This window comes from Massilia sp. UYP32 (genome assembly GCF_050434365.1).
Lineage (GTDB): Bacteria > Pseudomonadota > Gammaproteobacteria > Burkholderiales > Burkholderiaceae_D > Telluria > Telluria timonae.
This window is the reverse complement of sequence record NZ_JBNDIK010000032.1, coordinates 26,769-53,242: the sequence shown is the minus strand read 5'-3', so window position 1 is coordinate 53,242 and position 26,474 is coordinate 26,769. Positions and strand designations below refer to the sequence as shown.

Sequence of the window (26,474 nt, the reverse complement as noted above, 5' to 3'; positions counted from 1 at the left end):
TCTTAAATAAATTGTTGGTGATAATAATGGCGTTGCCGGGACTGGCCATGGCGGCGCCGCTGTACCGCATGACCTGGCTGCCGCAAGACTTCACCGCCGCCGGCCTCGACGGCGCCGGGCGGGTGGTCGGCACCGCGCAGGGCGGGGCGGCGGTGTGGTCGACGGGCGGCACCACCTACCTGGCCTCGCTCCTGCCGGGCAGCGAAGGCCTGGCGATCAACAACGGCGGGTCCATCGTCGGCCGCGTCGGCAGCGACGCCTTCGTGTATGCCGGCGGCGCGTTCTCGATCTTCAACGTGCCGCCGGCCTACGGCACCTGGGCCACCGCCATCAACGACGCCGGCCAGGTGGCGGGCTTCGGCGCCGTCGGCTTTTCCGAGACCTACGCCTTCCTGTACCAGTCGGGCGCGGTGACCCAGCTTGGCAGCTTCGGCGGCACGATCAGCGTGGCCAACGCGATCAATGCCAGCGGCCACATCGCCGGCTTCGCCAGCCGCGCCGGCGATGGCGCCGACTGGGGCGATCCGCGCCGCACCGCCTCGGTCTACCGCGACGGCGTCCAGCACGACCTCGGCTCGCTGGGCGGCTGGTTCAGCGAAGCGAACGACATCAACGACGCCGGCTTCGTCGCCGGCTGGTCCGGGCTCGAGGACAACTTCAGCGAGCGGCCCTTCCTGTTCTCGCCCCTTGATGACCGCATGATCGATCTCGGCACGCTGGGCGGCGTGTCCGGGCGCGCCAATGCGCTCAACAATGCCGGGCTCGTGGTGGGCCTGTCCGGCATCGGCAGCGTGGGCGGCTTCGACTACCATGCCTTCGTGTATGGGGCCGACGGCGGGCGTGAAGGCATGCTCGACCTCAACGCGCTGGTGGGCGAGCGCGGCGACTGGCAGCTGGTGAATGCGCTCGACGTCAACGATGCCGGCCAGATCCTGGTCCAGGCCTGCAACGGGCTGGGCGACTGCCGTGCGGTACGGCTCGACCTGGTCACGGCGGTGCCCGAGCCCGGAACCTGGGCGATGCTGGGGACTGGGCTGGCGCTGCTGGCCTGGCGCGCGCGCCGGCGCCCGCGCGCGCGCCTGCACCGGATGGCGCCGGCGCTCCTGATCGGACCGCTGGCGGCGCCGCTGGCAGCGGCCGCTACTCCTGCCACAGCGCCGGCCACAGCGCCGGTGGAAGCGGCGCAGGCCGCGCCGGGCTTGTTCCGGGTCACCTTCATTCCGGCCGAACTCAATGCCAGGGCCATCAATGGCAAGGGCCATGTGGCCGGCAGCAACGGCGCGGCCGCCGTGTGGGATGGCGCCACCGTGCGCGATTACGCCGCGCTGGCGCCGGGTTCGAGCGCCGCCGCGATCAACGGTCACGGCCACCTGGCCGGGGCCTACGTCGATGCCGCCCACGTGTTCTCGCCCGCCGGCCTGCGCAATGCCGGGCGCGGGGTGCTGGTGGGTTTCAATTCGGCGAGCGGCCTGAACGACAGCGGGGCGGTATCCGGCAACGCCGCCTTTGGCGTCGGCGAGCGTGGCCGCGGCTTCGTCGTCGCCAACGGCATCACGCGCATCATTCCCACGTTCGGCGGCACCTGGGGCGGTTCCGCCGCGATCAACCGCCACGGCGCCGTGACCGGCACCGCGTCGGTCACGGGCGACGCGATCCCGGTGCCGCACTACCTTGCCTACGTGTATCGCGACCAGATCATGCGCAGCCTGGGGACGCTGGGCGGCAAGAACAGCAGCGCCTTCGACATCAACGATGCGGGCGACGTGGTGGGCGTCGCCGATACCGGCATCGTCATCGACGGCGCCAGCTATCTATGGCAACCGTTCCTGTATTCGGGCGGCGTGATGTACGGCCTGGGCGCGCTGGGCGGCTTCGGCTATGGCGTCGCCAACGGCCTCAACAACGCCGCATCGGTGGTCGGCTCGTCGAGCGCCGACACGCCCGATGGCCCGGCGTCGCACGCCTTCCTCTACGAGCGGGGCGCGATGCGCGACCTGAACGCGCTGAGCGCGATGCCCGCGGGCTGGACGCTGGTGGACGCGACCGACATCAACGATGCGCGCCAGATCCTGGCCCTGGCCTGCCGTCTCGAAGACTGCCAGTATGTGCGGCTCGATCCGCCGCCATGCGACTGCTGAGACCGCGGCGCCGCCCGCAGTCGTGCGGGCGGTCAGCGCAGCATGTCGATGTGCATGATGCCGTCTTCGTCATAGGGTTCCGAGACGGTCTGGAAGCCGAAGCTGCCGTAGAAGCGCTCCAGGTATTGCTGGGCGCCGATGCGGATGCGGTGGCCCGGATACAGCGCCTCGGCCTGGCGGATGCCTTCGTCGAGCAGGGCGCGGCCGGCGCCGGTGCCGCGCGCGGCCGGGGTGGTGATCACGCGGCCGATCGACATCTCGTCGTACTTGGCGCCCGGGGCCAGCACGCGCAGGTAGGCGGCCAGGCTGCGCTTGCCGTCGACGCTGCGCCAGCCCAGCAGGTGGTGGGCTTCGGGGTCGTGGCCGTCGATGTCGGGATACAGGCAGGTCTGCTCGAGGATGAAGACGTTCTGGCGCTGGGCCAGCACTTCGTAGAGGTCGAACGGGGTAAGGTCGGCGAAGCGCGAGAATTGCCAGTCGATGAGGCTAGAGGTGGTCATGAAATGCGAAGCGATGGTGGTGGAATGTGGAACGGCGGTCATTCGGCGGCGGTTTCGAAACCTTCCAGCACATTGACCGTATGGATGCCGAGCTCGGGGCCGGCGTTGCCGCCCTCGAACATGAAGGCCGTGGGCAGGCCCAGGTGGGCGATGCGTTCGCCGATGCGCAGGAAATCGCCGCCCTGCAGGCCGAAGCGCGGATCCTGTCCTTGCGCGGCCGTATCGACGCCGAGCGAGACCACCAGCGCCTGCGGCCGGGCCATGGCGATCTTGAGGCAGGCGGTTTCCAGCGCCGCGAACCAGGCGCTGCTGCCGCAACCGGGCGCGAGCGGGATATTCATCGTGTAGCCGAGGCCGGCGCCGCTGCCGGTCTCGTCGGCATGACCCAGGTAGAACGGATATGCCTGGCGCGGGTCGGCATGGATCGAGACGAACAGCACGTCGTTGCGATGATAAAAAATGCTTTGGGTGCCGTTGCCGTGGTGGTAGTCGAGGTCGAGGATGGCCACGCGCTCCAGGCCGTCGTCCAGCAGGTGCTGGGCCGCCAGCGCGGCATTGTTCAGGAAGCAGGCGCCGCCGAAGAAATCGCTGCCGGCGTGGTGGCCGGGCGGGCGCGTGAGCGCGAAGGTGCCGCGCTCGCCGCGCCGCAGGGCATGGGCCGCATTGACGGCGCAGTCGGCGCCGGTCTTGGCCGCGATCCAGGTGCCGCTCGTCAGCGGCGTAGCGGCATCCATCGAGTACAGGCCGAGGCGCGCGCACACATCGTCCGGCTCGATATCGGCGCGCAGGGTGCGCACCGGCCACACCCCCGGCAAGGCATCCTTGCCGGCATTGCGCGGGTCGAGACCGATCCACTCGTTCCAGGCCTGGCGCAGGAAGTGCAGATAGCGCGGGCTGTGCACCCGCTCGAGCGTCATGAGCGGCACGCCGTGCGGCGTGACGATGGCGCCCAGGCCGCGCCGCTCGCATTCCTTCAGAACGATGGCGGCGCGCTCGGGTTTTTCCGAACAAGGCGCCAGCTCGCCGCGATCGAGCTCGACGCGGCCGTCATGCTGGGCATGGTGTTCGTTGTAAAACGTGAGCAAGTGGTCCTCGGGGCTGCGGAGTCAAGCGGTAAGCGCGAGCGGCCGTGGCGGCGCTGGCGCGCCCCGTCGAACTACAGCCTACCGGAACTTAGTTGTTGGAGCATAGCCTACTGCAATTGTAGGCCGCAACAAAGTCGTCGAAGCTGCCGGTGTCCGTCTGCTCGATGCTCGCCTGCTCGGCGTGCGAGTTGGCCGCCATCTCGTCGAACAGCGCTTCCTCGGCCGGCATCAGCGGGCTGTCGCGGAAGGTGGCCGCATGCAGGCGGCTCTGCTGCAGGCCGAAGGCCGCGGCCGAGCCGAGCGCGCGCACTTCTTCCAGCACCCGCGCCGACGGGGTCAGCGATGGATCCTCGATCTTCGCCTTCTGCCTGGCCAGCGAACCCTGGTGCACGTCGCCCTCGTTGTGCTGGTCGTCCAGCAGCTGCGCCACCGGGCGGATGCGCTCGATCAGTTCCAGCGCCCATTCCGTCAAAGGCACCTCGAGGCCGTCGCGGGTCAGGGTCAGGTCGGGGCGGCGCCCCTCCTTGACCGTGCGCGCGAAGTTGCGCGCGTGCAGCTGGCTGTCGTGGGCGCTGATCAGAGGGCTTTCCTCGAGCGCGCAGAACAGCAGGAAGGCGTCCAGGAAGCGGCCGGTATCGAGGGCGATGCCGACCGGTTCGAACGGGTCGACGTCGAGGCAGCGCACCTCGATGTATTGCACGCCGCGGTTGCACAGGGCCTGGACCGGACGCTCGCCGGTGCGGATCACGCGCTTGGGTCGGATGGTCGAGTAATACTCGTTCTCGATCTGCAGCACATTGGTCGACAGCTGGATCCACTCGCCGTTTTTCTTGGTGCCCAGCTTGGCATAAGGCTCGTAGGGACGGTTGACCGCATCCATCAGGCTCGTGACATAGCTTTCCAGGCTGTTTTCGTGCGGACGCAGGCCGGACTGGGCATCGTTCTGGTAACCCAGGTCGCTCATGCGCAGGCTGGTCGCGTACGGCAGGTACAGGGTGTCGTCGGACAGTGTCTCGAGCTGGTGCTCACGGCCGCGCAGGAAGCTGGTGGTGAGCGCCGGCGTCGCGCCGAACAGGTACATCAGCAGCCAGGAATAGCGGCGGAAGTTGCGGATCATCGCGATATAGCTTTCCGACTGGAAGTCGCGCAGCGCATGGCGGCGTTCCTCGGTGATCCCTTCTTCTTGCGCGAACAGCTGCCACAACCGTTCCGGCAGCGAATAATTGTAGTGGATGCCGGCGATGCATTGCATGGCCTTGCCATAGCGCAGCGCCAGGCCGCGCCGGTACACGTGCTTGAGCATGCCGATATTCGACTTGCCGTACCAGGCGATCTCGATCTCTTCCTCGGGCGGCAGTTCGCCCGGCATCGACACGCCCCACAGCATTTCGTCGCCCAGCTTGGCGTAGGCGTAGCGGTGGATCGCATCGAGGCGGTGCAGCGCCAGCGCGATGTCGTGCTCGGCCGGCGTGATGAATTCCAGCAGCGCCTCGGCGTAGTCGGTCGTGATGTGCGGGTGCGTCAGGGCCGAACCGAGCGCCGGGGAGTGCGGGGTGCGCGCCAGCCGGCCTTGCGCGTCGACCCGCAGGGTCTCGCGCTCGATGCCGCGCAGGCCCTGGCCCAGCAGGGCGCGGTGGTCGTCGTCGTCGAGCAGGGCCAGGCGGCGGTTGAATTGGTTCGACACAGTGTTTCCTTTCTTATACTGCCAGTTCGGTTGGTGCAGAGATTAACCGAAAAACGGACTGCGCGTTCGGGCGCCCCTCATTCAGGCGAAGGCGCATCCCAGAGCGGCGCCCGGAACGATTTGCTGGCAGGCGGCGGCGCAGGCAGGGACGGCGGCGCGAAATCGGGCGCCGGGCCCGGGTCGTAGCCCGGCGGGAGTTCGCCGTCGAGCACGAAATCGAATTCGAAGGCGGGCATCCAGGTCGGCTCCGGCCGCGATGCGAATTCGGCGTTGAACTCGGCATCGGGGGCGGCCGCGGCCTGCGGCGCGCCGGCGCGCGTGGCGGGATCCTTCTCGGCCACGAGCCAAAGGCCCATCCGGCGTTCCAGCTCGGCCAGCGGCAGCGCGCCGCCGCCGAGCAGGGCGTCGTGGAAGCGGCGCAGGTCGAACAGCTTGCCGAGCGCGGAGCGCGCCTGGGTGCGCAGCGCCAGGATGCGCAGCTGGCCGATCTTGTAGCCCAGCGCCTGGCCCGGACGCGCGATATAGCGGTCGACCTCGGCCTCGTTGTCCAGCGGCGGATTGGCGGTATGCGTGTTCAGGTAGTCGATCGCCTGCTGGCGCGTCCAGCCGAGCGAATGGATGCCGGTGTCGACCACCAGGCGCGCGGCGCGGAACATCTCTTCGTTGAGGTGGCCGAACAGCGAGAACGGATCCTGGAACAGGCCGAGTTCGGGGCCCAGGCTTTCGGCATAGGTGGCCCAGCCTTCGCCGTAGGCGTCGTACCAGCCGTGGCGCCGGAACGCCGGCAGGTCCAGTTCCTGCGCGCGCGCCACCTGCAGGTGGTGGCCGGGCACCGCCTCGTGCAGGGCCACGGTGTCGACCTGCCAGATCGGACGCGCGTCCAGGCGCGCCGTGTCGACCACCAGCGCGGCGGTGCGCGCCGCGCTGCCGGCCTCGTAATAGGCGGCCGGCTGGCTGGCGCCGTCGCCGCCCATCGGCTTGACGACGATGCCGGCCGCCGGGACGACCGTCACCACGCGGCCCAGCCGCGCCTGGGCCAGCGCCAGCGTGCGCCGGTAGCGGTCGAGCAGGGCCGCCGCGTCGACGAAGAACAGGCGCCGGTCGCTGCGCGCGAAGGCGATGAACTCGGCGAAGCCGCCGCGAAAGCCCGTGCGCGGGATCAGGCGCTCGATTTCCGCGCGCAGGCGCGCCACCTCTTGCAGGCCGAGCGCATGCACCTGGGAAGGCGTCATCGCGGTGGTGGTGCTGTCCTTCACCAGCTGGGCGTACCACGCGGGGCCGCCCGGCAGCGCCGCGGCGCCGATGCTGTCGCGTGCGGCGGGCACGTAGTCCTGGCGCAGGAAGTCCTCGAGCTTGCGCAGGGCGGGCGCCGCCTGCTGTTCGAGGGTTGCCTTGCCGGCCGCGCGGAACTGCTCGCGCACCTCGGGCGCGATGGTCGCCGGGATGCGCCGGAAGGGCGCGCCGAGCGGTCCTTCGGCCAGCTTTTCGCGCAGCGCGCGCAAGGCGTCTGCTACCTGCGCGACGGCGGGCTTCGGGATCGTCCAGCCGGCCTGTTTGCCGGCGCGCAGCTGCTCGATCAGGCCGTCGACGTGGGCCGGCAGCGCCTGCAGGCGCGCCAGATAGGTCAGGTAGTCGGCGTCGGTCGCGAACGGCATCTGCGCGACCAGGCGCGGCAAGCGCACCTGCAGACCGTCGTAGGCGGTGATCGGGAGCGGATCGAAGGGCGTCAGCGCGCCGGCGGCGATCAGGCGCTCCTTGTCGGCCACGAACAGGTCGTACGACACCCGGTCTTCACCAACCAGCTGCGCGCGGTCGATCTTCTGCGCCGCCGCCAGCATGGCGCGCTCGTGCTCGAGCGCGGCCGCGCGTCCCGCCAGCGAGGTGTCGGACAGCCAGGCGTTGTAGCGATGCTCGCCCAGGGCGGTGGCCTTTTCGGGCGCATGGCGCAACTGCCACTGCCAGTCGCGCTCGTAGAGCCGGGCCGCCAGCCTTGACGGCTGCTCGCCCGGCGCATCCTGGGTGACGGCAGGCGGCGCGGGCGGCACGGCGGCGGCGCCATGCAACGGGGCGAGCAGGACGAGAGAGGCGAACAGGATGCGCATGCATGCTCCGGAATCAGGACTGGTCATTTTAACAAGTCCATTCCCAGGCGTGCGCGCCCCAGGCGCCCTAGGCACCGCGGCGGCCCCCGCTGACCCGTTCGATGCCGGCCAGGTCGCGCCAGCTCCGCACCTCGCCGTAGCCGCGCGCGCTCAACAGGCCGCGCACCGCCTCGGCCTGGTCGTAGCCATGCTCGAGCAGCAGCCAGCCGCCGGGTTCCAGGTGCGCCGCCGCGCCATCGGCGATGGTGCGCAGGTCGGACAGGCCGTCGGCATGGTCGGTCAGGGCGTCGATCGGCTCGAAGCGCAGGTCGCCCTCGATCAGGTGGCGGTCGCCGGCCACGATATAGGGCGGGTTCGAGACGATCAGGTGGAAGCGCTCGGCGCCGAGGGCTGCGTACCAGTCGCTGCGCAGGAAGCGCACGCGCGCGCCGTTGGCGGCGGCATTGGCGCGCGCGACGGCCAGCGCCTCTTCGCTCACGTCGAGCGCGGTGACGTCGGCGTCGGGCCGCGTGTGGGCGACGGCGACGGCGATCGCGCCGCTGCCGGTGCCCATGTCGAGCACGCGCTGCTGCGGCGCCAGGCGCTCCAGCGCGAGTTCGACGATCAGTTCGGTGTCCGGACGCGGGATCAGCACCGCCGGCGTCACCTTGAACGGCAGCCCGAAGAATTCGCGCTCGCCGACGATGTAGGCGATCGGTTCGCCGTCCAGGCGGCGTTGCACCAGCGCCGCCAGGAGCGCCGCTTCTTCAGGGGTGAGCACGCGTTCCGACTGCGTGATCAGGGCCACGCGCGGCAGGCGCAGCGCATGGCACAGCAGGATGCGGTTTTCCAGCGGATCGAGCGGCAGCGACAGCCGCACCTGCCCGAGGGTGGCGCCGGCCTCGATCATGCCCGCTTGGCGCGGAAGTGGCGCAGCAGCACCCAGCCCAGCAGCACGGTGAGCACCACGAACCAGACCGCCGACCATTGCGGGATGGCCAGGCCCAGGATGGCGTCGGTCGCGCCTTCGCACAGGCCGTCGGCGCGGAACAGCCACGGCAGGTATTCGGCGGTGGGAATCTTGTTGAGCATCGTTTCCATCGGATCGATGCCGCACGAGAAGCCGGGATTGGCGATCACGTACAGGTGCTTGCCGACCGTGTACAGGCCGCCGAAGGCCGCCAGCAGGGCCAGGATCGTGCCTTCACGCACCTTGCCGCTGATGGCCGATACCAGCGTGCACACGCCGATGGCGAGGAACATGTAGCGCTGGATCACGCACAGCGGGCAGGGCCGCATCTCCATGATGTGCTGCAGATAGAGGGCGACGGCGATCAGCGCGAACGAGATCGACGAGATGGCGAACAGGACCTGGCGGTTGGTAGGCATGCGTGGCTTTCTCAGAACGTGTACCAAGGGGCGGGGCAAGCGCTTATTTTCGCATGAAGCGGCCACGCCCGACGTCGTGCATTTTCAATCTGGCAACTTAACAATGACTTAAGTCATCAGTCACCGAGCGCCGCCAGCAATTCGGCCTGGTGTTCCTGGGCCAGCGCATCGGTCAGCTCCTTCAGGTCGCCGTCCATGATGAAGTCCAGCTTGTACAGGGTCAGGTTGATGCGGTGGTCGGTCAGGCGGCCCTGCGGGAAGTTATAGGTGCGGATGCGCTCGCTGCGGTCGCCCGAGCCGATCAGGCTCTTGCGGGTGGCCGCTTCCTTCGACTGCTGTTCGCGCAGCTGGGCGTCCTTCAGGCGCGCCGCCAGCACCTTCATGGCCGAGGCCTTGTTCTTGTGCTGGCTGCGGTCGTCCTGGCACTCGACCACCAGGCCGGTCGGCAGGTGGGTAATACGCACTGCAGAATCTGTTTTATTGATGTGCTGGCCGCCGGCGCCGGAAGCGCGGTAGGTGTCGATGCGCAGGTCGGCCGGGTTGATGTCGACGTCCTCGACCTCGTCGGCCTCGGGCATCACCGCCACCGTGCAGGCCGAGGTGTGGATGCGGCCCTGGGTTTCGGTGGCCGGCACCCGCTGCACGCGGTGGCCGCCCGATTCGAACTTGAGCTTCGAATAGGCGCCATGGCCCACCACGCGCACGATCACTTCGCGGTAGCCGCCCAGGTCGGAGGGCGACTCGGACACCATCTCGACCTGCCAGCGATTGCGCTCGGCGAAACGGGTGTACATGCGCAGCAGGTCGCCCGCGAACAGGGCCGATTCGTCGCCGCCGGTGCCGGCGCGGATCTCGAGGAAGATGTTGCGCTCGTCGTTGGCGTCCTTCGGCAGCAGCATTTTCTGCAGCTCGAGTTCCAGGCCCGCCATGCGTTCCTTCGCGGCCTCGATTTCCTCCTGGGCGAAGTCCTTCATGTCCGGATCCTGCAGCAGCTCGCGGGCCGCCTCGGTATCCGCGAGCGCGCCCTGGTACTGGCGGTACACGCCCACCAGCGGCGTCAGTTCGGCGTGCTCGCGCGTCATCTTGCGGTAGCTGTCCATGTTCGCGGTGGCGCCTTCGCTCATCAGGAGTTCATCCAGCTCGACGAGGCGGTTGGCGAGTTGGTCCAGCTTGAACAGCATGGAAGGTTTCATGGGCAGTCTCGGTATGAAGATGGTCGGATGGCCGCAGCGAAGGGCCGGGTTGCGCGAGCTGGCGCGCATGGCGGGCGGGGCCGCCGGGAGGATCGGGCGCTAACGGCGGCCGCGGAACAGCTGCGGCAGCAGGGTGGCCAGGCGCGCGCGGTCGTCGCCCTGGGCCTGGTGCAGGGCCTGTTGCGGGCCGTGCAGGAACTTGGCGGTGAGGCCCTTGGACAGCGCTTCGAGCACGGCTTCGGCATCGTCGCCGCGCGCCAGCATCTTGCGCGCGCGTTCCAGCTCGGCCTGGCGCAATGCCTCGCCCGATTCGTGCAGGTCGCGGATCACCGGCACCACGGCGCGGTCGCCGACCCAGTGCATGAAGGACTGGACCCGGGTCTCGATGATGGCTTCGGCCTGGCGCACGGCGGCCTGGCGGCTTTCCATGCCGGTCTGCACCACCTGGGCCAGGTCGTCGACCGTGTACAGGAACACGTCGTCCAGGCGCGCGACCTCGGGTTCGATATCGCGCGGCACGGCCAGGTCGACCATGAACATCGGGCGGTGGCGGCGCGCCTTGACCGCGCGCTCGACCAGGCCCTTGCCGATCAGCGGCAGGGTCGAGGCGGTGCACGAGATGACGATGTCAAATTGCTGCAGGTTGTCCGGCAGGTCGGCCAGGCGGATCGCGCGGCCGTTGTAGCGCGCGGCCAGCGCCTCGCCGCGCTCCATGGTGCGGTTGGCGATGGTGACCGATTTCGGGTTCTGGGCCGCGAAGTGGGCCGCGCACAGCTCGATCATCTCGCCGGCGCCGATGAACAGCACGTGCTGGTCGGCGATGCGGTCGAAGATGCGGTGCGCGAGGCGCACCGCAGCGGCGGCCATCGACACGCTGTGGGCGCCGATCTCGGTGGTGGTGCGCACTTCCTTGGCCACCGCGAAGGTGCGCTGGAACATCTGGTGCAGATAGGTGCCCAGGCCGCCGGCGGCGTCCGCGGTGCGCACCGCATCCTTCATCTGGCCCAGGATCTGCGGCTCGCCCAGCACCATCGAGTCCAGGCCCGACGCGACGCGGAAGGCGTGGCGCACGGCGTCGTCCTGCGGCAGCAGGTAGAGGTGGGGGCGCAGCTCGGCGTAGTTCAGGGCGTGATAATGCGCCAGGAATTGAGCTGAAGCGTCGAGGGGATCGGGCAGCCTCGTCGCCGCATACAGCTCGGTGCGGTTGCAGGTCGACAGGATCGCCGCCTCTTCGCCGCCGACCGACCCCTGGCGCGCGAACCAGCCGCGCGCCGACTGCACCGCCGTGCCGATCTGATCGGGCGCGAGCGCCAGCTGCTCGCGCAGCGAGACCGGTGCTGTGGTGTGGTTCAGGCCGACGGCAAGCAGTTGCATTTCGGAGGGAGGGCGAAGGTCAATGGACTGGGGCCATTATACCTTCTTGCTGTCAGGGTTTCAGGCGCCGAGCTTTTCCAGCCGGTAGCCATAGCTGTAGACCGGCACGAGGCGGAAGCCGTTCTCCGGCCGCAGATGGAGTTTGTTGCGTACGCGCGAAACGTGGGTATCCATGGTGCGCGACGGCACGTCGTTTTCGCGGACCCACACCGATTCGTGGATGTAGGCGCGCGACAGCGGGCGGCCGATGTTGCGGAAGAACAGCAGCGCCAGCGAAAACTCTTTTTGGGTCACGTCGATCACCGAGCCGTCCTTGAGCAGCCGTCCGGGACGGGTCTCGAAGGTGTACGGGCCGAACTGCAGCTGCTCGGCGCTGTTCTGCGACGGATAGGCGCGGCGCAGCAGGGCCGAGACGCGCGCCACCAGCTCGCCGCGGCGCAGCGGCTTGACCAGGTAGTCGTCGGCGCCGGCGGTGACGCCGGCGATGATGTCGTCTTCGGCGTTATTCCCGACCAGGAACATCGTCGGCGCGGCGGACGCCAGCTTTTCCTTGGCGCGGCGCAGCACTTCGGTGCCTTCCATATCGGGGACATTCCAGTCCATCACCAGCATGTCGGCGCTGTCCTTGCGCAGCTGCCCCAGCAGCTCCTTGGCGCTGTCATACGATTGACAGCTGTGGCCAGCAGCGCTGAGGACCTGGCAAATCAGGTCAGCTTGGGGGCGGTCTTGCTCCAGTACGGCGATCTTCATGACGGGCGAAATGTTGTTTGGTTGCCTATGTAGGAAGATTCCTACAAAGTTAAACCAAATATATCAGACTTTCACAAAACGATGCTACTGATAAACTTCGCCCAGACACCAAAAGGTGACATTTGTACTATAAGACTGTTGTGTTAAGGGGACCACGCAGTAAATCTCGCTACAGGCGTAGACTGAATTTCATATGTCATTCAGATAATGTAGAGGGGTAAATTATGTTGTTTACACGTAAAAACGTGACGGTGCCCGAGGATCGCGTGCCCGTCAGCGGCGCCGCCATCGAGACCACCCGCATCCAGTGCCTGGCCCTGGTCAAGAAACGCGCCGCCATGTCGGCGGCGGTGGCCGCGGTGCCGGTGCCCGGCCTCGACCTGCTGGCCGACATCACGGGCTTCGCGGCCCTGGTCGACCAGATCAATGCCGAATTCGGCCTGACCCAGAAGCAGATCGAGCGCCTCAACCCACGCATGCGCGTGATCGCCTACAAGGCGGCGGCGTCGGTGGGCGGCATGCTGGTCGGCAAACTGGTGACGCGCGGCGCGGTGGCGCGCCTGTTCCGGGTCGTGGCCGGCCGCATGGCGGTCAAGACCACGGCCAAGATGGTGCCGCTGGCCGGCCAGATCGCGTCGGCGGCGATCGGCTACACGCTGTTCAAGCGGATGGGGGCGCAGCACGTGGAAGCCTGCGTCAAGGTGGTGCAGGAGCTGGAGCGGGCCGAGTCCGCGGGCGAAGCGCCGCAGCCGGTGGAGGAGAACGATGACGCCGCCACTGCACAGGTCAATGGCGGCGCGGTCAGCGGACCGGCGAAGGAGCCGGTGCTGGTGATGTAAGGCGAGGGGGCCCGGACGCGTGGCGGCGCAGTCCCCGCGCGTTCAGGCAACCTTCGGAAAATCGACCACCGTATCGTTGATCCGGTTGAACAGGTTCGTCAGCGTGATCGCCGTGATCGCCAGGGTGAGGTCGACGATCTGGGCATCGCTCACGCCGGCCGCCTTGACCGCCTCGATCCTGCTCGCGTCCACGGTGCCGCGGGTCGTCACCAGGTGGCGCGCGAACTCCGCCAGCGCGTCTTCGCGGGCATTGCCGGTGGCCTGGCCCTGGCGCACGGCGGCCAGCGCATCGGGGGACAAGCCGGCCATCTTGCCCATCAGGCTGTGGGCGGCCACGCAGTAGTCGCAACCGTTGACGGCGCTGACTGCGAGCTTGATGACTTCGACGTCGCGCGCCGACAGCGTGGTTTTCTTGAGGCTGGCGTCCAGGGCCAGCACCGATTCCAGCACCACCGGGCTGTTGCTGCCGATGTCGCGGTAGGCGTTCGGCACCTTGCCGACGGCGCCCCGGATGGCGCTGAACAATTGGGCGGCGGCGCCGGTGGCGTCCGGGACGGGGCGGGAGGCGAGACGGGTCATGGTGAAGCTCCTTGTCGAAAGTTCGTCGGGTGTGGCTGGCTGTCCGATGTGTTGCAGCCATGAATCCAGTATAGGCAGGCCCGTCGATACTTTGAATGCTCGGATTTCACTAATAATTGCCCGATCGTCTCACTGCTACTATGCTCGGCACCAAAGAAAATGCCCGCACCAGGCGGGCATCGTCGGGCGAAGGGCCTTGCCGCTCAGGTATCCGGCAGCACCACGTTCACGTCCAGCACTTCCAGGTTGCCCTGGCGGTCGAGCGAGACCTTGATGTCGTCGGGATTGACCTTGACGTACTTCGAGATCACGGCGATCAGCTCCTGGTGCAGGGCCGGCAGGAAATCCGGACCGGCGCGGTTGGTCCGTTCGCGTGCGATGATGATCTGCAGGCGTTCCTTGGCGGCTGTCGCGCTCTTCTTTTTTTCGGGGAAGAGGAATGAAAGCAATGCCATCTCACTTGGCTCCGAAAATGCGCTGGAACAGTCCCGGCTTTTCGTAGTTGGTAAAGCGCAGCGGGCGTTCTTCGCCCAGGAAGCGCGCGACGACGTCCTCGTAGGCATCGGCCACGTCGGTCCCCTTGAAGTGGATCGCCGGGTTGCCCTGGTTCGAGGCGTGCAGCACCGATTCCGATTCCGGAATGATGCCGATCAGGGGGATGCGCAGGATTTCCTGCACGTCCTGGTAAGAGAGCATTTCGTCCGCTTCGACGCGCTTCGGCGAGTAGCGGGTGATCAGCAGGTGTTCCTTGACCGGCTCGCTGCCGCTCTGGGCGCGGCGCGACTTGGCCTGCAGGATGCCCAGGATGCGGTCCGAGTCGCGCACCGACGAGACTTCCGGATTGGTGACCACGATCGCTTCGTCGGCGAAGGTCAGCGCCATCAGCGCGCCGTGCTCGATGCCGGCCGGCGAATCGCAGATGATGAACTCGAAGTCCATCTTGACCAGGTCGTTGAGCACGCGCTCCACGCCTTCTTCGGACAGGGCATCCTTGTCGCGCGTCTGCGAGGCCGGCAGGATGAACAGGTTGTCGCAGTGCTTGTCCTTGATCAGCGCCTGGTGCAGGGTCGCTTCGCCATTGACGACGTTGATCAGGTCGTAGACCACGCGGCGTTCGCAGCCCATGATCAGGTCGAGGTTGCGCAGGCCGACGTCGAAGTCGATCACTGCCGTCTTGTGGCCGCGCATGGCCAGCCCGGTGGAGAAGCTAGCGCTCGAGGTCGTTTTGCCCACACCGCCCTTGCCGGACGTCACAACAATAATTCTTGCCACAAAAAAGTCCTTTACAGTATCTGTTCAGTTCGGGATCAGCGGGATGCCGGAGCCAGCGATTGGATGTCGATCCGGTCGCCGACCAGCCGGATCTGCGTTGGCTGGCGCGCCAGGTCGGACGGGAAACCTTCGTCGAACGTGCGGTACACGCCGGCGATCGAGACCAGTTCCGGCTGCATCGACAGCGCGAAGATGCGCGCGTCCGGATTGCCGGAGGCGCCTGCCAGCGCGCGGCCATTGAGCGGCGCATACACGTGGATGCTGCCGTCGGCGATCAATTCTGCGCCATTATTGACCACGGCGGTGACGATCAGGTCAGTGCCGCGCGCATAGATGCGCTGGCCGGCGCGCACCGGGGTGTCGATGATCAGGGGCAGGGCGGCCGGCGCCTGGGCCGCGGCCGGTTCCAGGGCCGGCGCCGCGGGAGCCGCCGCCGGGGCAACTGCGGGAGCAGCCGGTTCCGGCGCCGCTGGGGCGGCGGGCTGCGCGGCCGCGTGGCCGCCGGCGCGCACGCCGCTCGAGCCGTCGTCCAGCGCCAGGCCCTGGGCCCGGATCGCCTCGATCATCGCCGGGCTGGCGCCGCGCACGGCGACCGCGTTCAGGCGGTATTTCTTGAGCAGGGCGACCAGCGCCGCCCAGTCGAGCCGCGGCGCGTCAGGCGCGATCGCGGCCACGTCGATCACCGCGAACTCGTCCTCGAAGAAGTCGGACACGCCACCCGTCATCTGCTCCAGGGCGGAATCGATGGCTTCCGGGTCGGCCGAGTGCAGGATCGTGGAGATGGCAACGACCGTGGAAATCTTGATTTCGATGGGAAGCGTGGTTTTAGGCATAAAACGGTGTAGTTGGCGTTGCGCTTGTGCATTCTACTGTGAAAATTGTGGAAAAGGACAGAAGCGCACGCATCATTCCTTACGGAAATTGAACGTTTGTCAGCAACCAGAAATTAAGTCATGCGATAGATCAAACACGCACGATTGGCATGTTGTTTTCGATGAATAAACTGCTAAGATTGCTGATGCTTTAACAGCAGCATGGGTTCCTCATTCCGTAACTTGAGGTTTTTATCGATCCCATGCACAAAGCCCGCCATCGCAGAATGGCGCGCCGAGTCCGAGGGAATTCTGTATGTTGCCGGCCACGGCCGGCTGAACGGAGATTTGAACATGGAAGACGTAGTCATCGTCGCCGCCGGTCGTACGGCCGTCGGCAAATTCGGCGGCACCCTCGCCAAGATTCCCGCCGCCGAGCTCGGCGCGCAAGTGATCAAGCACCTGCTGGCCAAGACCGGCATCGCGCCCGAGTCGGTCAGCGAAGTCATCATGGGCCAGGTGCTCACCGCCGGCGTGGGCCAGAACCCGGCGCGCCAGGCCGTCATCAAGGCCGGCCTGCCCGACATGGTGCCCGGCTACACCATCAACAAGGTGTGCGGCAGCGGCCTCAAGGCCACCCACCTGGCGACCCAGGCGATCCGCTGCGGCGACGCCGAGATCGTCATCGCCGGCGGGCAAGAGAACATGAGCGCCTCGCCGCACGTGCTGGCCGGCTCGCGCGACGGCTTCCGCATGGGCGACGCCAAGCTCACCGACACCATGATCGTCGACGGCCTGTGGGACGTCTACAACCAGTACCACATGGGCGTCACCGCCGAGAACGTCGCCAAGAAATACGAGATTTCGCGCGCCGAGCAGGACGAATTCGCGCTGCAATCGCAGCTGAAGGCCGAAACTGCTCAAAAAGAAGGCAAGTTCAAGGACGAGATCATCCCGATCGAGATCGTGACCAAGAAGGGCACGACCGTCTTCGACACCGATGAATACCCGAAGCATGGCAGCACGCTCGAGGCGCTGGCCAGCCTGCGTCCGGCGTTCAACAAGGAAGGTTCGGTCACCGCCGGCAATGCGTCGGGCATCAACGACGGCGCCGCCGCCGTGATCATGATGAGCGCCTCGAAAGCGAAAGAACTGGGCTTGACCCCGCTGGCGCGCATCAAGGCCTATTCGTCGGCCGGCCTCGACCCGTCGATCATGGGCATGGGCCCGGTGTCGGCCTCGCAGCTGTGCCTCAAGAAGGCCGGCTGGACCCACGAAGACGTCGACCTGATGGAAATCAACGAAGCCTTCGCCGCCCAGGCCATCGCCGTCAACAAACAGATGGGCTGGGACACGTCCAAGATCAACGTCAACGGCGGCGCGATCGCGCTGGGCCACCCGATCGGCGCTTCCGGCGCCCGCGTGCTGGTCACCCTGCTGCACGAAATGATCCGCCGCGACGCCAAGCGCGGCCTGGCGAGCCTGTGCATCGGCGGCGGCATGGGCGTGGCGCTGGCGGTCGAGCGCGACTGAGCACGACCTGGCGACAGGCAGCGACGGCCCGCCTGGCGGCGCCGTCGGTTTCAAGCGGTGTGAAGTGACACAATATAAAACTGGAGAAGACAATGGCTCGAGTAGCATTAGTAACCGGCGGCATGGGCGGCCTGGGCGAAGCGGTGTGCATCAAGCTGGCCGCATTGGGATATCAGGTCGTCACCACTTTTTCGCCTGGCAATACCAAAGTCGATGCGTGGCTCGGCGCCATGAAAGAGCAGGGCCATGACTTCAAGGCCTATGCCTGCGATGTGGCCGACTACGACGCCGCCCAGGAATGCGTGCGCCAGGTGATCGCCGACGTCGGCCCGATCGACGTGCTGGTCAACAACGCCGGCATCACCCGCGACATGACCTTCAAAAAGATGGACAAGGTCAACTGGGACGCCGTGATCAAGACCAACCTCGATTCCGTGTTCAACATGACCAAGCCGGTCTGCGACGGCATGGTCGAGCGCGGCTGGGGCCGCATCATCAATATCTCGTCGGTGAACGGCCAGAAGGGCGCCTTCGGCCAGACCAACTACTCGGCGGCCAAGGCCGGCATGCACGGTTTCACCAAGGCGCTGGCGCTCGAAGTGGCGCGCAAGGGCGTGACAGTCAACACCATCTCGCCGGGCTATATCGGCACCAAGATGGTGATGGACATCCCGAGCGAAGTGCTGGAAACCAAGATCATCCCGCAAATCCCGATGGGCCGCCTGGGCAAGCCTGAAGAAGTGGCCGGCCTGGTGGCGTATCTGTCGTCGGACGAGGCGGCATTTGTTACCGGCGCCAATATCGCCATCAATGGCGGGCAGCACATGTCCTGATCCATCAGGGCGAACCACGAAGCACCGCTCAGGCGGTGCTTTTTTTTCGCCGATTACAATAAACGACCACCCATTTTCGGAGCAGATCATGCACACCTTGCCCCACGGCGGCCTCGCCCTGTCCAGCCTCGACGAACAGCTGCTGCTCCCCGGCACCAAGGGCTTGCCGCTGCGCGCACCGCTGCGCCAGGGCGCGATCGGCGTGCAGGGGTGGAATGTGCTGCGCGGCGACACCAGCTATCCGGTCGCCGTGCTCAGGGAGTCGAGCCTGCGCCACAACCTGGCCTGGATGCGCGCCTTTTGCGAGCGTCACGGCGCCACGCTGGCGCCGCACGGCAAGACCACGATGAGTCCGCAGCTGTTCGGCGCGCAACTGGCCAATGGCGCCTGGGGCATCACCCTCGCCACCGCGATCCAGGTCCAGGTGGCGCACCGCTTCGGCGTGCGCCGCGTGCTGCTGGCCAACCAGCTGGTGGCGCGCAGCGACATCGACGCCGTGCTGGCCCTGCTGCATGGCGATCCCGATTTCGAGTGCATCGTGCTGGCCGATTCGCCCGCCGGCGTGGCGCGCCTGGCGCAGGCGGTCGCCGCGCACAGGCTGGCGCGTCCGCTCTTGGTGCTGGTCGAGCTGGGCCTGGCCGGCAAGCGCGCCGGTTGCCGCACGCCGCAGGAAGCGATGGAGGTGGCGCACGCCATCGCGCTGGCCGACGGCCTGGCGCTGGCCGGCTTCGAGGGTTATGAGGGCCTGCTCGTCAGCGACGACCGCGCCGCCGACCTGCGCCAGGTCGACGCTTTCCTTGCTCAACTGGTGGCGCTGGTGCGCGGCGCCGATGCCGAGGGCCTGTTCGCCACGTCCGAGATCGTGATCTCGGCCGGCGGCTCGTCCTATTTCGACCTGGTGGCGCGCGGTTTCCAGGATGTGGATGGCCTGTCGCGTCCAGTGCGCGCCATCCTGCGCAGCGGCTGCTACCTGACGAGCGACCACGGCATGTACCGCCGCCACATCGACGAGCTGAACGCGCGCGCAGGCGGCCGGGAGGAAGGCCTGCAGGAAGGGTTACGTCCTGCGCTCGAAGTCTGGAGCATGGTCCAGTCGCGCCCCGAACCGACCCTGGCCATCCTCACCATGGGCAAGCGCGACGCCTCCTACGACGCCGACCTGCCGATTCCGCTCTACTCGGCGCGTCCCGATGGCGCTGCCGTGCCGGCCGCGCTGCCGTCCGGCTGCACGATCTTCAAGATGAACGACCAGCACGCCTATCTGCGCCTGCCGGAAGGCGACCCGCTGTGCGACAGCCTGGCGGTGGGCGACCTGGTCGGCTGCGGCATCTCGCACCCGTGCACCACCTTCGACAAGTGGCCGCTGCTGCTGGCCGTGGACGACGCCTACACGGTGCGCTACGCGCTCAATACCTATTTCTGAAACAGACCGTCCATACGCTACAATCGGCTTCTTGAATCACTGCCAACAAGAGCCGCCATGCCCGTCACGCCGCCGTCGCTGTTCCCGCCGATCCAGCCCATCCGCCACGGCATGCTGGCGGTCGACGAGATGCACACGATCTACTGGGAAGAAGTCGGCAATCCGGACGGCATCCCGGTGCTGTTCCTGCACGGCGGCCCCGGCGCCGGCCTGTCGCCCCAGCACCGCCGCTTCTTCGATCCGCAGGCCTACCGCGTGATCCTGTTCGACCAGCGCGGCGCCGGCAAGTCGACGCCGCTGGGCGAGTGGCGCAACAACACGACCCAGCTCCTGATCGATGACATCGAGCGCCTGCGCGCGCTGTTCGGCATCGAACGGTGGCTGGTGTTCGGCGGCTCCTGGGGCTCGACCCTGGCGCTGGCCTATGGCCAGGCCCATCCCGAGCGCTGCCTGGGCTTCGTGCTGCGCGGGATCTTCCTGTGCACCCGCGCCGAGGTGGACTGGTTCATCAACGAGGTGCGCTGGTTCTATCCCGAGCTGTACGAGGAATTCGTGGCCCCGATTCCGCAGGACGAGCGGCACGACCTGCTCAACGCCTATGCGCGCCGCCTGCTGTGCCACGACCCGGATGTCTACTGGCCGGCCGCGCGCGCCTGGAGCCGCTTCGAAGGCCGGCGCGTGTTCCTGCTGCCGCAGCCCGAGGAAGTCTCGAACGATACGCTCGACCTCGGCGTCGGCCGGCTCGAGTCGCATTACATGCTCAACGGCGCCTTCCTCGAAGAAGACCAGCTGCTGCGCGACCTGGCGCGCATCGCCCATCTGCCGGCGGTGATCGTGCAGGGCCGCTACGACGTGATCTGCCCGCCGCTGTCGGCCTGGCGCCTGCACACGGCGTGGCCCGGCTCGAAGCTGGAGATGATCGCCGACGGCGGCCATGGCGCGCTGGAGGCGGGCATCGCGCGCGCGCTGGTGGCGGCCACCGAGCAGTTCAAGCGGCTGCGCCGGTTTGAATGAAGCTGGGTCGGGGTGCTGTTGGCTGCTACACTATGTGTCATGGAGTTGAACGCGTCGGCGGCGTAGCCGCCAACCCTACGCATGCCGTCGAGTCCCCAGGCAGCACAGCTGCGCACCTGACGCACCAGGCACATTACAACAATTCGAACGTGTTCTTATGAATATCCAGATCAGCGACATCGGCCATGTCATCCAGCTGGCGATCGCGCCGGTTTTCCTGCTCACCGGCGTGGCCACCAAGCTGACCGTGCTGACCAACCGGCTGGCGCGCATCATCGACCGCACGCGCGTGCTCGAGGACCGGCTCAAGGTCAGCCCCAACGCCGAGTTTTCAAGCGAACTCGAACTGCTCTACCAGCGCTCGCACCTGATCAACTTCGCGATCGCCTCCAGCACCGCCTGCGGCCTGCTGGTGTGCGTGGTCATCGCGATGCTGTTCGCGGGCGACACCACCGGCATTCCGCTCGACCAGTACATCGCCGCCTGCTTCGTGTTCGCGATGATCGCCCTGATCAGCAGCTTCGTCTATTTTTTGCGCGAGATCTTCATCGCGTCGAAGTTCATGCGCATGCAGCACCAGGCCATCATGATGCTGCAATCGCCGCCGCCGCCACCACCATCGCCAACCTCGCAGCCTTGAATGCGGCAAGAAAGAATCCCATGCACGACTACCAACGCCCTCCGACCCTGCACCGCTACGCGCTGCGCGCCGAACTCGAAAACGCGCTCAAGACCGGCCAGTTCCGCCTCGAGCCCAATGGCGGCTTCCTGCACGTCTCGTTTTCCACCGTCTGGGACAAGCGCCTGTTCGACATCATCACGCCGAGCGACGCCTGCCTGGTGATCCACAATACCGAGGAATTCGGCGAGCGCCTGCACCGCGCCGTGCAGCGCCTGCTGCCCAACTGGGCTGGCATCGACGGCGCCATCGAGTACGGCAACCGTTCGCCGCTGGGCGCGGCCTTCACCAAGAGCCTGGGCCAGGCGCGCGAAAAAGAATGGCAGTTCGCCTGGCGCCCGATGTCCCCCGGCGCCAGCCTGAACCCGGTGGTGGTCAGCATCGGCAGCATCGAAAGCTTCGCCGAACTGCGCGACCGCGAAAGCCACCTGGCTTGATGCGCCTTCCAGCCGTTTAGACGCACGGCTCCAGAAAATCGCGGTGTAATGCCGCGATGACTACTGCTACCTATCCCCGCCTGCTTGCGCCGCTCGACCTGGGTTTCACCACCCTGAAGAACCGCGTGATCATGGGCTCGATGCACACCGGGCTCGAAGACCGCTTCTACAACTACGGCAAGCTGGCCGCCTTCTACCGCGAACGCGCGCGCGGCGGCGTGGGCCTGATCGTCACCGGCGGCATCTCGCCCAATCGCCAGGGCTGGCTGCTGCCCTTCGGCGGCACCCTGAACTCCCTGTTCGACGTGCCCAACCACCGGCGCGTCACGCGCGCGGTGCACGAGGAGGGCGGCAAGATCCTGATGCAGATCCTGCACGCGGGCCGCTACGGCTACCAGCCCTTCGTGGTGTCGGCCTCGAACATCAAGTCGCCGATCTCGCGCTTCAAACCCAGGGCGCTCACCGAGGCCGGCATCGAAGCGACGATCCGCGCCTACGTGCGCTGCGCCAGGCTGGCGCGCACGGCCGGCTACGATGGCGTCGAGATCATGGGCAGCGAGGGCTATTTGCTGAACCAGTTCCTGTGCGCGCGCGCCAACCGCCGCACCGACCGCTGGGGCGGGCCGATCGAGAACCGCATGCGGCTCGCCATGGAGGTGGTGCGCCGCATCCGCGCCGCGGTCGGGCCGGACTTCATTTTGATGTATCGGCATTCGGTGCTCGACCTGGTCGAAGGCGGCAATACCTGGGACGAGATCGTGCTGTCCGCCAGGGCGCTGGAGGCCGCCGGCGCCACGATCCTGAACACCGGCTATGGCTGGCACGAGGCGCGCATCCCGACCATCGTCACCTCGGTGCCGCGCGCCGCCTTCGCCGAAGTCGCGGGACGGCTGCGCAAGGAAGTCGGCATTCCCGTCGTGGCCTCGAACCGCATCAATATGCCGGCCGAGGCCGAGGGCATCCTGGAGCGCGGCGACGCCGACCTGGTGTCGATGGCGCGGCCCTTCCTGGCCGACGCCGATTTCGTCGCCAAGGCCGCCGCCGGCCGCAGCGACGAGATCAATACCTGCATCGCCTGCAACCAGGCCTGCCTGGACCATACCTTCTCCAACCGGCGCGCGACCTGCCTGGTCAACCCGCGCGCCTGCCACGAAACCGAACTCGTGTTCCGCAAGGCCGCCACGGCGCGCCGCATCGCGGTGGTCGGCGCCGGGCCGGCCGGGCTGTCGGCGGCGACGGTCGCGGCCGAGCGCGGGCACCGCGTGACCCTGTTCGACGCCCAGGACCGCATCGGCGGCCAGTTCAATATCGCGATGCGCATTCCAGGCAAGGAAGAATTCGCGGAGACGATCCGTTATTTTGGCCGCCGTCTCGAATTGCTGGGCGTCGACATTCGCTTGAATTGTTTGATTACGCGCGAGGAACTGCTGGCCCAGGGCTTCGACGAGGTGATCGTGGCGACCGGCATCCGCATGCGTAAGCCATCGATTCGCGGCATCGACCATCCGAAGGTCCTGAGCTATCTCGACGTGCTGCGTGACGGCCGCCCGGTCGGGCGCCGGGTGGCGATCATCGGCGCCGGCGGCATCGGTTTCGATACCGGCGAATTCCTGGTGCACGATCCGCGAGTAGCCCTGCCGGTGCCGGCGGCGCACTGGATGAAGGAGTGGGGCGTCGACCCGCTGGTCGCCACGCCGGGCGGGCTGGCGCCGCCGGTGGCGCCGCATCCGCCGCGCCAGGTCTGGCTCCTGCAGCGCAAGACCACGCGGCCAGGGGCCGGCCTGGGGAAAACATCGGGCTGGGTGCACCGCGCCACGCTCGCGCGCAATGGCGTGACCATGCTGGCCGGCGTGGGGTACGAGCGCATCGACGACGCCGGCCTGCACATCACGGTCGGGGGCGAAGCGCGCCTGCTCGAGGTGGACAATGTGGTGATCTGCGCCGGGCAGGAAAGCCTGGCGGAACTGATGCCGGCGGATGGGGCCACGGGCGGCCCGCGCTTCCACAAGATCGGCGGCGCGGCGCTGGCGGCGGAGCTGGATGCCAAGCGCGCGATCCGCGAAGGGGCGGAACTGGCGGCGCGGCTGTGAGCCGCGCCGATGTGGATTCGAAGTGGATTCGAAGTTGATTACTTCTTGCGCACCACCACGCAACCAATCGAGTAACCTGCGCCAAACGAGCAGATGACGCCATTGGCGCCCGCCGGCAGGTCGTCCTGGTAGCGGTGGAAGGCGATGATCGAGCCGGCCGACGAGGTGTTGGCATAGCTGTCCAGGATCACCGGCGCTTCGTCGGCTGTCGCGTCGCGGCCCAGCAGGGTGCGCACGATCAGCAGGTTCATGTTCAGGTTGGCCTGGTGCAGCCAGTAGCGCGACACGTCTTTCGTTTCCAGGCCGGCCGCCGCGAGCGTGTCGGCGATGGTCTGGGCCGCCATCGGGCAGACTTCCTTGAATACCTTGCGGCCCTGCTGGCGGAACAGTTTATCCGGCTGGCCGATGCCCGCTTCGTCGAAGCGGTTCATGAAGCCGAAGTTGTTGCGGATATTGTTCGAGAAACTGGTCTTGAGGCGGCTGTCGAGGATTTCCCACTGGTGCGCACTGCTTGCCGTCTCCGCGGCCTCGATCACGATCGCGGTGCAGGCGTCACCGAAGATGAAGTGGCTGTCGCGGTCGCGGAAGTTCAGGTGGCCGCTGGTGATTTCAGGGTTCAGCACCAGCACCGCGCGTGCGCGGCCATTGCGCACCGCGTCGACCGCGGTGGCGATGCCGAAGGTGGCCGAGGAGCAGGCCACGTTCATGTCGAAGCCGAAGCCGTCGATGCCCAGCGCCTCTTGCACCTCGACCGCCATGGCCGGATAGGCGCGCTGCATATTGCTGCAGGCGACCAGCACCATGTCGATGTCCTGCGGCGTTTTGCCGGCGCGCGTCAACGCTTCGCGCGCAGCGGCCACGCACATCTCGGCCTGCAGCGAGATCTCGTCGTCGGCCCGTTCCGGAATGCGCGCCGTCATGTGGCTCGGGTCCAGGATGCCGCTCTTTTCCATCACGTAGCGCGACTTGATGCCCGACGCTTTTTCGATGAAGGCGCTGCTCGACGGTTCCAGCGCCGTCACCTCGCCCGCCGCGATTTGCGCGGCATGCTCCTGGTTGTGCAGTTCGACATAGGCGTTGAAGGCTGTCACCAGCTCGTCGTTCGAGATGGAATGCGGCGGGGTAAACAGGCCGGTGCCGCTGATGACGACAGGTTTCATATTCAGCAAACTTTCAGGGAAAATAAGCGGGGTTGTCCGCAAGATGCGCCGATTCTACACGCTCGGCGCATGCCTGGGAATCGGCTGCCGCAGGGACTGTTCAGTCGCGTTTATTGGTCCTTGCGCCCGTGCTGGGCCAGCGTGGTGGCGGGGGCGGCGCGCTTGGACAGCACCACTTCCTGGCCCTTGAGGTGGCGCAGGGCCTGGGCCAGCTGGAAGTCGTCCGCGCTGCCGTAGTCGAGCGGCTTGCGGGTGCGCGCCTCGGCCAGCAGGCGCATCTGTTCCTCGATGTCGTCCTCGCGCGTGGCGGCTTCGGGTCCCGCGCCGTTCGACAGGTGGTGCTGCAGGTCGGCCTCGCGCATGCGCAGCGCGTTCAGGCCGTCGCCTTCCAGCGTTTCGTCCACGGGCAGGTCGGGCACGATGCCGCGCGCCTGGATCGAGCGCCCGGCCGGGGTGTAGTAGCGCGCCGTGGTCAGCTTGACCGCGGCGTCGCGCCCGATCGGGCGGATGGTCTGCACCGAGCCCTTGCCGAAGGTCTGGCTGCCCAGGATGGCGGCGCGTTTATAGTCCTGCAGGGCGCCGGCCACGATTTCGGAAGCCGAGGCCGAGCCGGTATTGACCAGCACGACCATCGGCAAGTCCTTGAACGCCGGTGGCAAGGTGGCCAGCGGGTCGGCGCCGCTGCGCAGCATGTAGAACTCGGGCCGCGCGTAGAAGCGCTGGCGCGAATCGGCCAATTGGCCGTTGGTCGACACGATCTCGGCGTTCTTCGGCAGGAAGGCGGCGGCGACGCCGATCGCGCCCTGCAGCAGCCCGCCCGGATCGTTGCGCAGGTCGAGCACCAGGCCTTTGAGGTCCGGATCTTCGCGGTACAGCGCCTGCAGCCTGGCGGCCATGTCGTCCACGGTCGGTTCCTGGAACTGCGCGATGCGCAGCCAGGCGTAGCCCGGCTCCACCATCTTCGCCTTGACGCTTTTCTGCACGATCTCGCGCCGCTCGATGGTGAAATTCAGTGGTTCGGGCGCGTCCTTGCGTGCGACCGTGAGCGTGACGCGCGTGCCCGGCTCGCCGCGCATGCGCTTGATGGCGTCGTCGATCGGCGTGCCCTGGACCGGGTGGCCGTCGATGCGGGTGATCAGGTCGCCCTCCTTGATGCCGGCGTGGTAGGCCGGCGAATCTTCCATCGGGGTGACGATCTCGATATAGCCGTCCTCGCTCACGGCGATCTCGATGCCGACGCCGACGAAGCGGCCCTCGGTGCCTTCGCGCAGCTCGCGGTAGGCGCGCGGATCGAGGTAGGCCGAATGCGGGTCGAGCGAGGCGACCATGCCGGCGATCGCCTCGGACAGCAGGGCTTTATCTTCGACCGGTTCGACATAGGTGGACTTGATGACGCCGTAGACGTCGGCCAGCTGGCGCAGCTCGGCGATCGGCATGCTGGCGTCGACCGGCGGCTTGAAGGCGAGGGCGGAGAATTGCATGGTCAGGCCGACCCCGGCGATCACGCCCAGGCCGACGAGGCAGGAATTCTTGAAGGTGGAACCCATGTGGTTGATCCGTTGAGGCATTTGCGCACGGAACCGGCAGGCGAACTTATGCCTGAGGTAGC

At 67.2% G+C, this 26,474-nt stretch carries 24 protein-coding genes; 9 read left to right on the top strand and 15 right to left on the bottom strand.

Features of this window, described 5'->3' with window-relative positions; genetic code table 11:
* The first annotated feature begins 26 nt into the window (after positions 1–26).
* Complete coding sequence (locus ABIB42_RS22565) at positions 27–2,138, top strand: PEP-CTERM sorting domain-containing protein (protein WP_169331310.1); 2,112 nt, start codon at positions 27–29, stop codon at positions 2,136–2,138.
* A gap of 32 nt (positions 2,139–2,170) precedes the next feature.
* Here ABIB42_RS22565 and ABIB42_RS22560 read toward each other — a convergent pair whose 3' ends face one another.
* The 9 genes from ABIB42_RS22560 to ABIB42_RS22520 form a co-directional block, all read right to left on the bottom strand.
* Positions 2,171–2,638, bottom strand: a complete 468-nt coding sequence (locus ABIB42_RS22560; protein ID WP_005663958.1) for a GNAT family N-acetyltransferase — start codon at positions 2,636–2,638, stop codon at positions 2,171–2,173.
* A 38-nt stretch (positions 2,639–2,676) separates the two neighbouring features.
* The gene (locus ABIB42_RS22555) at positions 2,677–3,723 is read right to left on the bottom strand and encodes a histone deacetylase family protein (RefSeq protein ID WP_005663957.1); all 1,047 of its coding nucleotides are present in this window, start codon (positions 3,721–3,723) and stop codon (positions 2,677–2,679) included.
* Between the two features lie 88 nt (positions 3,724–3,811).
* Positions 3,812–5,407 carry a glutamate--cysteine ligase gene (gene gshA, locus ABIB42_RS22550; protein ID WP_184238587.1) on the bottom strand — a complete coding sequence of 532 codons (1,596 nt, stop codon included), beginning with the start codon at positions 5,405–5,407 and terminating at the stop codon, positions 3,812–3,814.
* A gap of 77 nt (positions 5,408–5,484) precedes the next feature.
* Positions 5,485–7,509: a DUF885 domain-containing protein gene (locus ABIB42_RS22545; RefSeq protein WP_219861963.1), complete on the bottom strand. Its 2,025-nt coding sequence runs from the start codon at positions 7,507–7,509 to the stop codon at positions 5,485–5,487.
* 67 nt (positions 7,510–7,576) lie between these two features.
* Positions 7,577–8,398, bottom strand: coding sequence for a peptide chain release factor N(5)-glutamine methyltransferase (prmC, locus tag ABIB42_RS22540; protein ID WP_219861965.1), 822 nt, complete (start codon positions 8,396–8,398; stop codon positions 7,577–7,579).
* A complete protein-coding gene (locus ABIB42_RS22535; RefSeq protein WP_005663953.1) occupies positions 8,395–8,877 on the bottom strand; it encodes a disulfide bond formation protein B in 483 nt (160 codons plus the stop codon). Before ABIB42_RS22535 ends, prmC begins: the two co-directional genes overlap by 4 nt.
* Before the next feature lie 116 nt (positions 8,878–8,993).
* Positions 8,994–10,070, bottom strand: coding sequence for a peptide chain release factor 1 (gene prfA / locus ABIB42_RS22530; protein WP_071360916.1), 1,077 nt, complete (start codon positions 10,068–10,070; stop codon positions 8,994–8,996).
* 99 nt (positions 10,071–10,169) lie between these two features.
* A complete protein-coding gene (gene hemA / locus ABIB42_RS22525) occupies positions 10,170–11,444 on the bottom strand; it encodes a glutamyl-tRNA reductase (protein WP_005663950.1) in 1,275 nt (424 codons plus the stop codon).
* Between the two features lie 60 nt (positions 11,445–11,504).
* Positions 11,505–12,194 carry a response regulator transcription factor gene (locus tag ABIB42_RS22520; RefSeq protein WP_005663947.1) on the bottom strand — a complete coding sequence of 230 codons (690 nt, stop codon included), beginning with the start codon at positions 12,192–12,194 and terminating at the stop codon, positions 11,505–11,507.
* Between the two features lie 224 nt (positions 12,195–12,418).
* On the opposite strand from ABIB42_RS22520, the gene ABIB42_RS22515 reads away from it, so the two are divergent.
* Positions 12,419–13,033, top strand: coding sequence for a hypothetical protein (locus ABIB42_RS22515; protein ID WP_219861967.1), 615 nt, complete (start codon positions 12,419–12,421; stop codon positions 13,031–13,033).
* 42 nt (positions 13,034–13,075) lie between these two features.
* On the opposite strand, the gene ABIB42_RS22510 is transcribed toward ABIB42_RS22515, so the two are convergent.
* The 4 genes from ABIB42_RS22510 to minC form a co-directional block, all read right to left on the bottom strand.
* On the bottom strand, positions 13,076–13,612 hold the full coding sequence (locus ABIB42_RS22510) for a carboxymuconolactone decarboxylase family protein (protein ID WP_005663944.1): 537 nt from the start codon (positions 13,610–13,612) through the stop codon (positions 13,076–13,078).
* Positions 13,613–13,815: 203 nt separating this feature from the next.
* Positions 13,816–14,067 carry a cell division topological specificity factor MinE gene (minE, locus tag ABIB42_RS22505; protein ID WP_005663943.1) on the bottom strand — a complete coding sequence of 84 codons (252 nt, stop codon included), beginning with the start codon at positions 14,065–14,067 and terminating at the stop codon, positions 13,816–13,818.
* A gap of 1 nt (position 14,068) precedes the next feature.
* Positions 14,069–14,884 carry a septum site-determining protein MinD gene (gene minD / locus ABIB42_RS22500; protein ID WP_005663941.1) on the bottom strand — a complete coding sequence of 272 codons (816 nt, stop codon included), beginning with the start codon at positions 14,882–14,884 and terminating at the stop codon, positions 14,069–14,071.
* 35 nt (positions 14,885–14,919) lie between these two features.
* Positions 14,920–15,717 carry a septum site-determining protein MinC gene (gene minC, locus ABIB42_RS22495; protein ID WP_184238578.1) on the bottom strand — a complete coding sequence of 266 codons (798 nt, stop codon included), beginning with the start codon at positions 15,715–15,717 and terminating at the stop codon, positions 14,920–14,922.
* A gap of 333 nt (positions 15,718–16,050) precedes the next feature.
* Here minC and ABIB42_RS22490 point away from each other — a divergent pair, with 333 nt between their 5' ends.
* From ABIB42_RS22490 to ABIB42_RS22460, 7 genes are all read left to right on the top strand, one after another.
* The gene (locus ABIB42_RS22490) at positions 16,051–17,229 is read left to right on the top strand and encodes an acetyl-CoA C-acetyltransferase (protein WP_184238577.1); all 1,179 of its coding nucleotides are present in this window, start codon (positions 16,051–16,053) and stop codon (positions 17,227–17,229) included.
* 92 nt (positions 17,230–17,321) lie between these two features.
* Entirely contained in the window at positions 17,322–18,062 is a 741-nt protein-coding gene (gene phbB, locus ABIB42_RS22485; protein ID WP_005663936.1) for an acetoacetyl-CoA reductase, read from the top strand.
* 88 nt (positions 18,063–18,150) lie between these two features.
* A complete protein-coding gene (locus ABIB42_RS22480) occupies positions 18,151–19,485 on the top strand; it encodes an amino acid deaminase (RefSeq protein ID WP_005663934.1) in 1,335 nt (444 codons plus the stop codon).
* A 57-nt stretch (positions 19,486–19,542) separates the two neighbouring features.
* A complete protein-coding gene (gene pip, locus ABIB42_RS22475) occupies positions 19,543–20,499 on the top strand; it encodes a prolyl aminopeptidase (protein WP_219861969.1) in 957 nt (318 codons plus the stop codon).
* A 157-nt stretch (positions 20,500–20,656) separates the two neighbouring features.
* The gene (locus ABIB42_RS22470; RefSeq protein WP_005663930.1) at positions 20,657–21,139 is read left to right on the top strand and encodes a DUF2721 domain-containing protein; all 483 of its coding nucleotides are present in this window, start codon (positions 20,657–20,659) and stop codon (positions 21,137–21,139) included.
* Between the two features lie 20 nt (positions 21,140–21,159).
* Entirely contained in the window at positions 21,160–21,615 is a 456-nt protein-coding gene (locus tag ABIB42_RS22465) for a hypothetical protein (RefSeq protein WP_005663928.1), read from the top strand.
* Between the two features lie 56 nt (positions 21,616–21,671).
* Entirely contained in the window at positions 21,672–23,705 is a 2,034-nt protein-coding gene (locus ABIB42_RS22460; protein WP_219861971.1) for an NADPH-dependent 2,4-dienoyl-CoA reductase, read from the top strand.
* Positions 23,706–23,743: 38 nt separating this feature from the next.
* Here ABIB42_RS22460 and ABIB42_RS22455 read toward each other — a convergent pair whose 3' ends face one another.
* Together ABIB42_RS22455 and ABIB42_RS22450 are read right to left on the bottom strand one after the other, a co-directional pair.
* Positions 23,744–24,865 carry a beta-ketoacyl-ACP synthase III gene (locus ABIB42_RS22455; RefSeq protein ID WP_005663922.1) on the bottom strand — a complete coding sequence of 374 codons (1,122 nt, stop codon included), beginning with the start codon at positions 24,863–24,865 and terminating at the stop codon, positions 23,744–23,746.
* Between the two features lie 110 nt (positions 24,866–24,975).
* Entirely contained in the window at positions 24,976–26,412 is a 1,437-nt protein-coding gene (locus tag ABIB42_RS22450; RefSeq protein ID WP_071360905.1) for a S41 family peptidase, read from the bottom strand.
* Positions 26,413–26,474: the final 62 nt, after the last annotated feature.

What these genes read in the sequence shown, in the direction of transcription:
- ABIB42_RS22565 (WP_169331310.1), top strand. Translation starts at nt 27, where the DNA reads ATGGCGTTGCCGGGACTGGCCATGGCGGCGCCGCTGTACCGCATGACC.
- ABIB42_RS22560 (WP_005663958.1), bottom strand. Translation starts at nt 2,638, where the DNA reads ATGACCACCTCTAGCCTCATCGACTGGCAATTCTCGCGCTTCGCCGAC.
- ABIB42_RS22545 (WP_219861963.1), bottom strand. Translation starts at nt 7,509, where the DNA reads ATGCGCATCCTGTTCGCCTCTCTCGTCCTGCTCGCCCCGTTGCATGGC.
- prmC (WP_219861965.1), bottom strand. Translation starts at nt 8,398, where the DNA reads ATGATCGAGGCCGGCGCCACCCTCGGGCAGGTGCGGCTGTCGCTGCCG.
- ABIB42_RS22535 (WP_005663953.1), bottom strand. Translation starts at nt 8,877, where the DNA reads ATGCCTACCAACCGCCAGGTCCTGTTCGCCATCTCGTCGATCTCGTTC.
- prfA (WP_071360916.1), bottom strand. Translation starts at nt 10,070, where the DNA reads ATGAAACCTTCCATGCTGTTCAAGCTGGACCAACTCGCCAACCGCCTC.
- hemA (WP_005663950.1), bottom strand. Translation starts at nt 11,444, where the DNA reads ATGCAACTGCTTGCCGTCGGCCTGAACCACACCACAGCACCGGTCTCG.
- ABIB42_RS22520 (WP_005663947.1), bottom strand. Translation starts at nt 12,194, where the DNA reads ATGAAGATCGCCGTACTGGAGCAAGACCGCCCCCAAGCTGACCTGATT.
- ABIB42_RS22515 (WP_219861967.1), top strand. Translation starts at nt 12,419, where the DNA reads ATGTTGTTTACACGTAAAAACGTGACGGTGCCCGAGGATCGCGTGCCC.
- ABIB42_RS22510 (WP_005663944.1), bottom strand. Translation starts at nt 13,612, where the DNA reads ATGACCCGTCTCGCCTCCCGCCCCGTCCCGGACGCCACCGGCGCCGCC.
- minE (WP_005663943.1), bottom strand. Translation starts at nt 14,067, where the DNA reads ATGGCATTGCTTTCATTCCTCTTCCCCGAAAAAAAGAAGAGCGCGACA.
- minC (WP_184238578.1), bottom strand. Translation starts at nt 15,717, where the DNA reads ATGCCTAAAACCACGCTTCCCATCGAAATCAAGATTTCCACGGTCGTT.
- ABIB42_RS22490 (WP_184238577.1), top strand. Translation starts at nt 16,051, where the DNA reads ATGGAAGACGTAGTCATCGTCGCCGCCGGTCGTACGGCCGTCGGCAAA.
- phbB (WP_005663936.1), top strand. Translation starts at nt 17,322, where the DNA reads ATGGCTCGAGTAGCATTAGTAACCGGCGGCATGGGCGGCCTGGGCGAA.
- ABIB42_RS22480 (WP_005663934.1), top strand. Translation starts at nt 18,151, where the DNA reads ATGCACACCTTGCCCCACGGCGGCCTCGCCCTGTCCAGCCTCGACGAA.
- pip (WP_219861969.1), top strand. Translation starts at nt 19,543, where the DNA reads ATGCCCGTCACGCCGCCGTCGCTGTTCCCGCCGATCCAGCCCATCCGC.
- ABIB42_RS22470 (WP_005663930.1), top strand. Translation starts at nt 20,657, where the DNA reads ATGAATATCCAGATCAGCGACATCGGCCATGTCATCCAGCTGGCGATC.
- ABIB42_RS22465 (WP_005663928.1), top strand. Translation starts at nt 21,160, where the DNA reads ATGCACGACTACCAACGCCCTCCGACCCTGCACCGCTACGCGCTGCGC.
- ABIB42_RS22460 (WP_219861971.1), top strand. Translation starts at nt 21,672, where the DNA reads ATGACTACTGCTACCTATCCCCGCCTGCTTGCGCCGCTCGACCTGGGT.
- ABIB42_RS22455 (WP_005663922.1), bottom strand. Translation starts at nt 24,865, where the DNA reads ATGAAACCTGTCGTCATCAGCGGCACCGGCCTGTTTACCCCGCCGCAT.
- ABIB42_RS22450 (WP_071360905.1), bottom strand. Translation starts at nt 26,412, where the DNA reads ATGGGTTCCACCTTCAAGAATTCCTGCCTCGTCGGCCTGGGCGTGATC.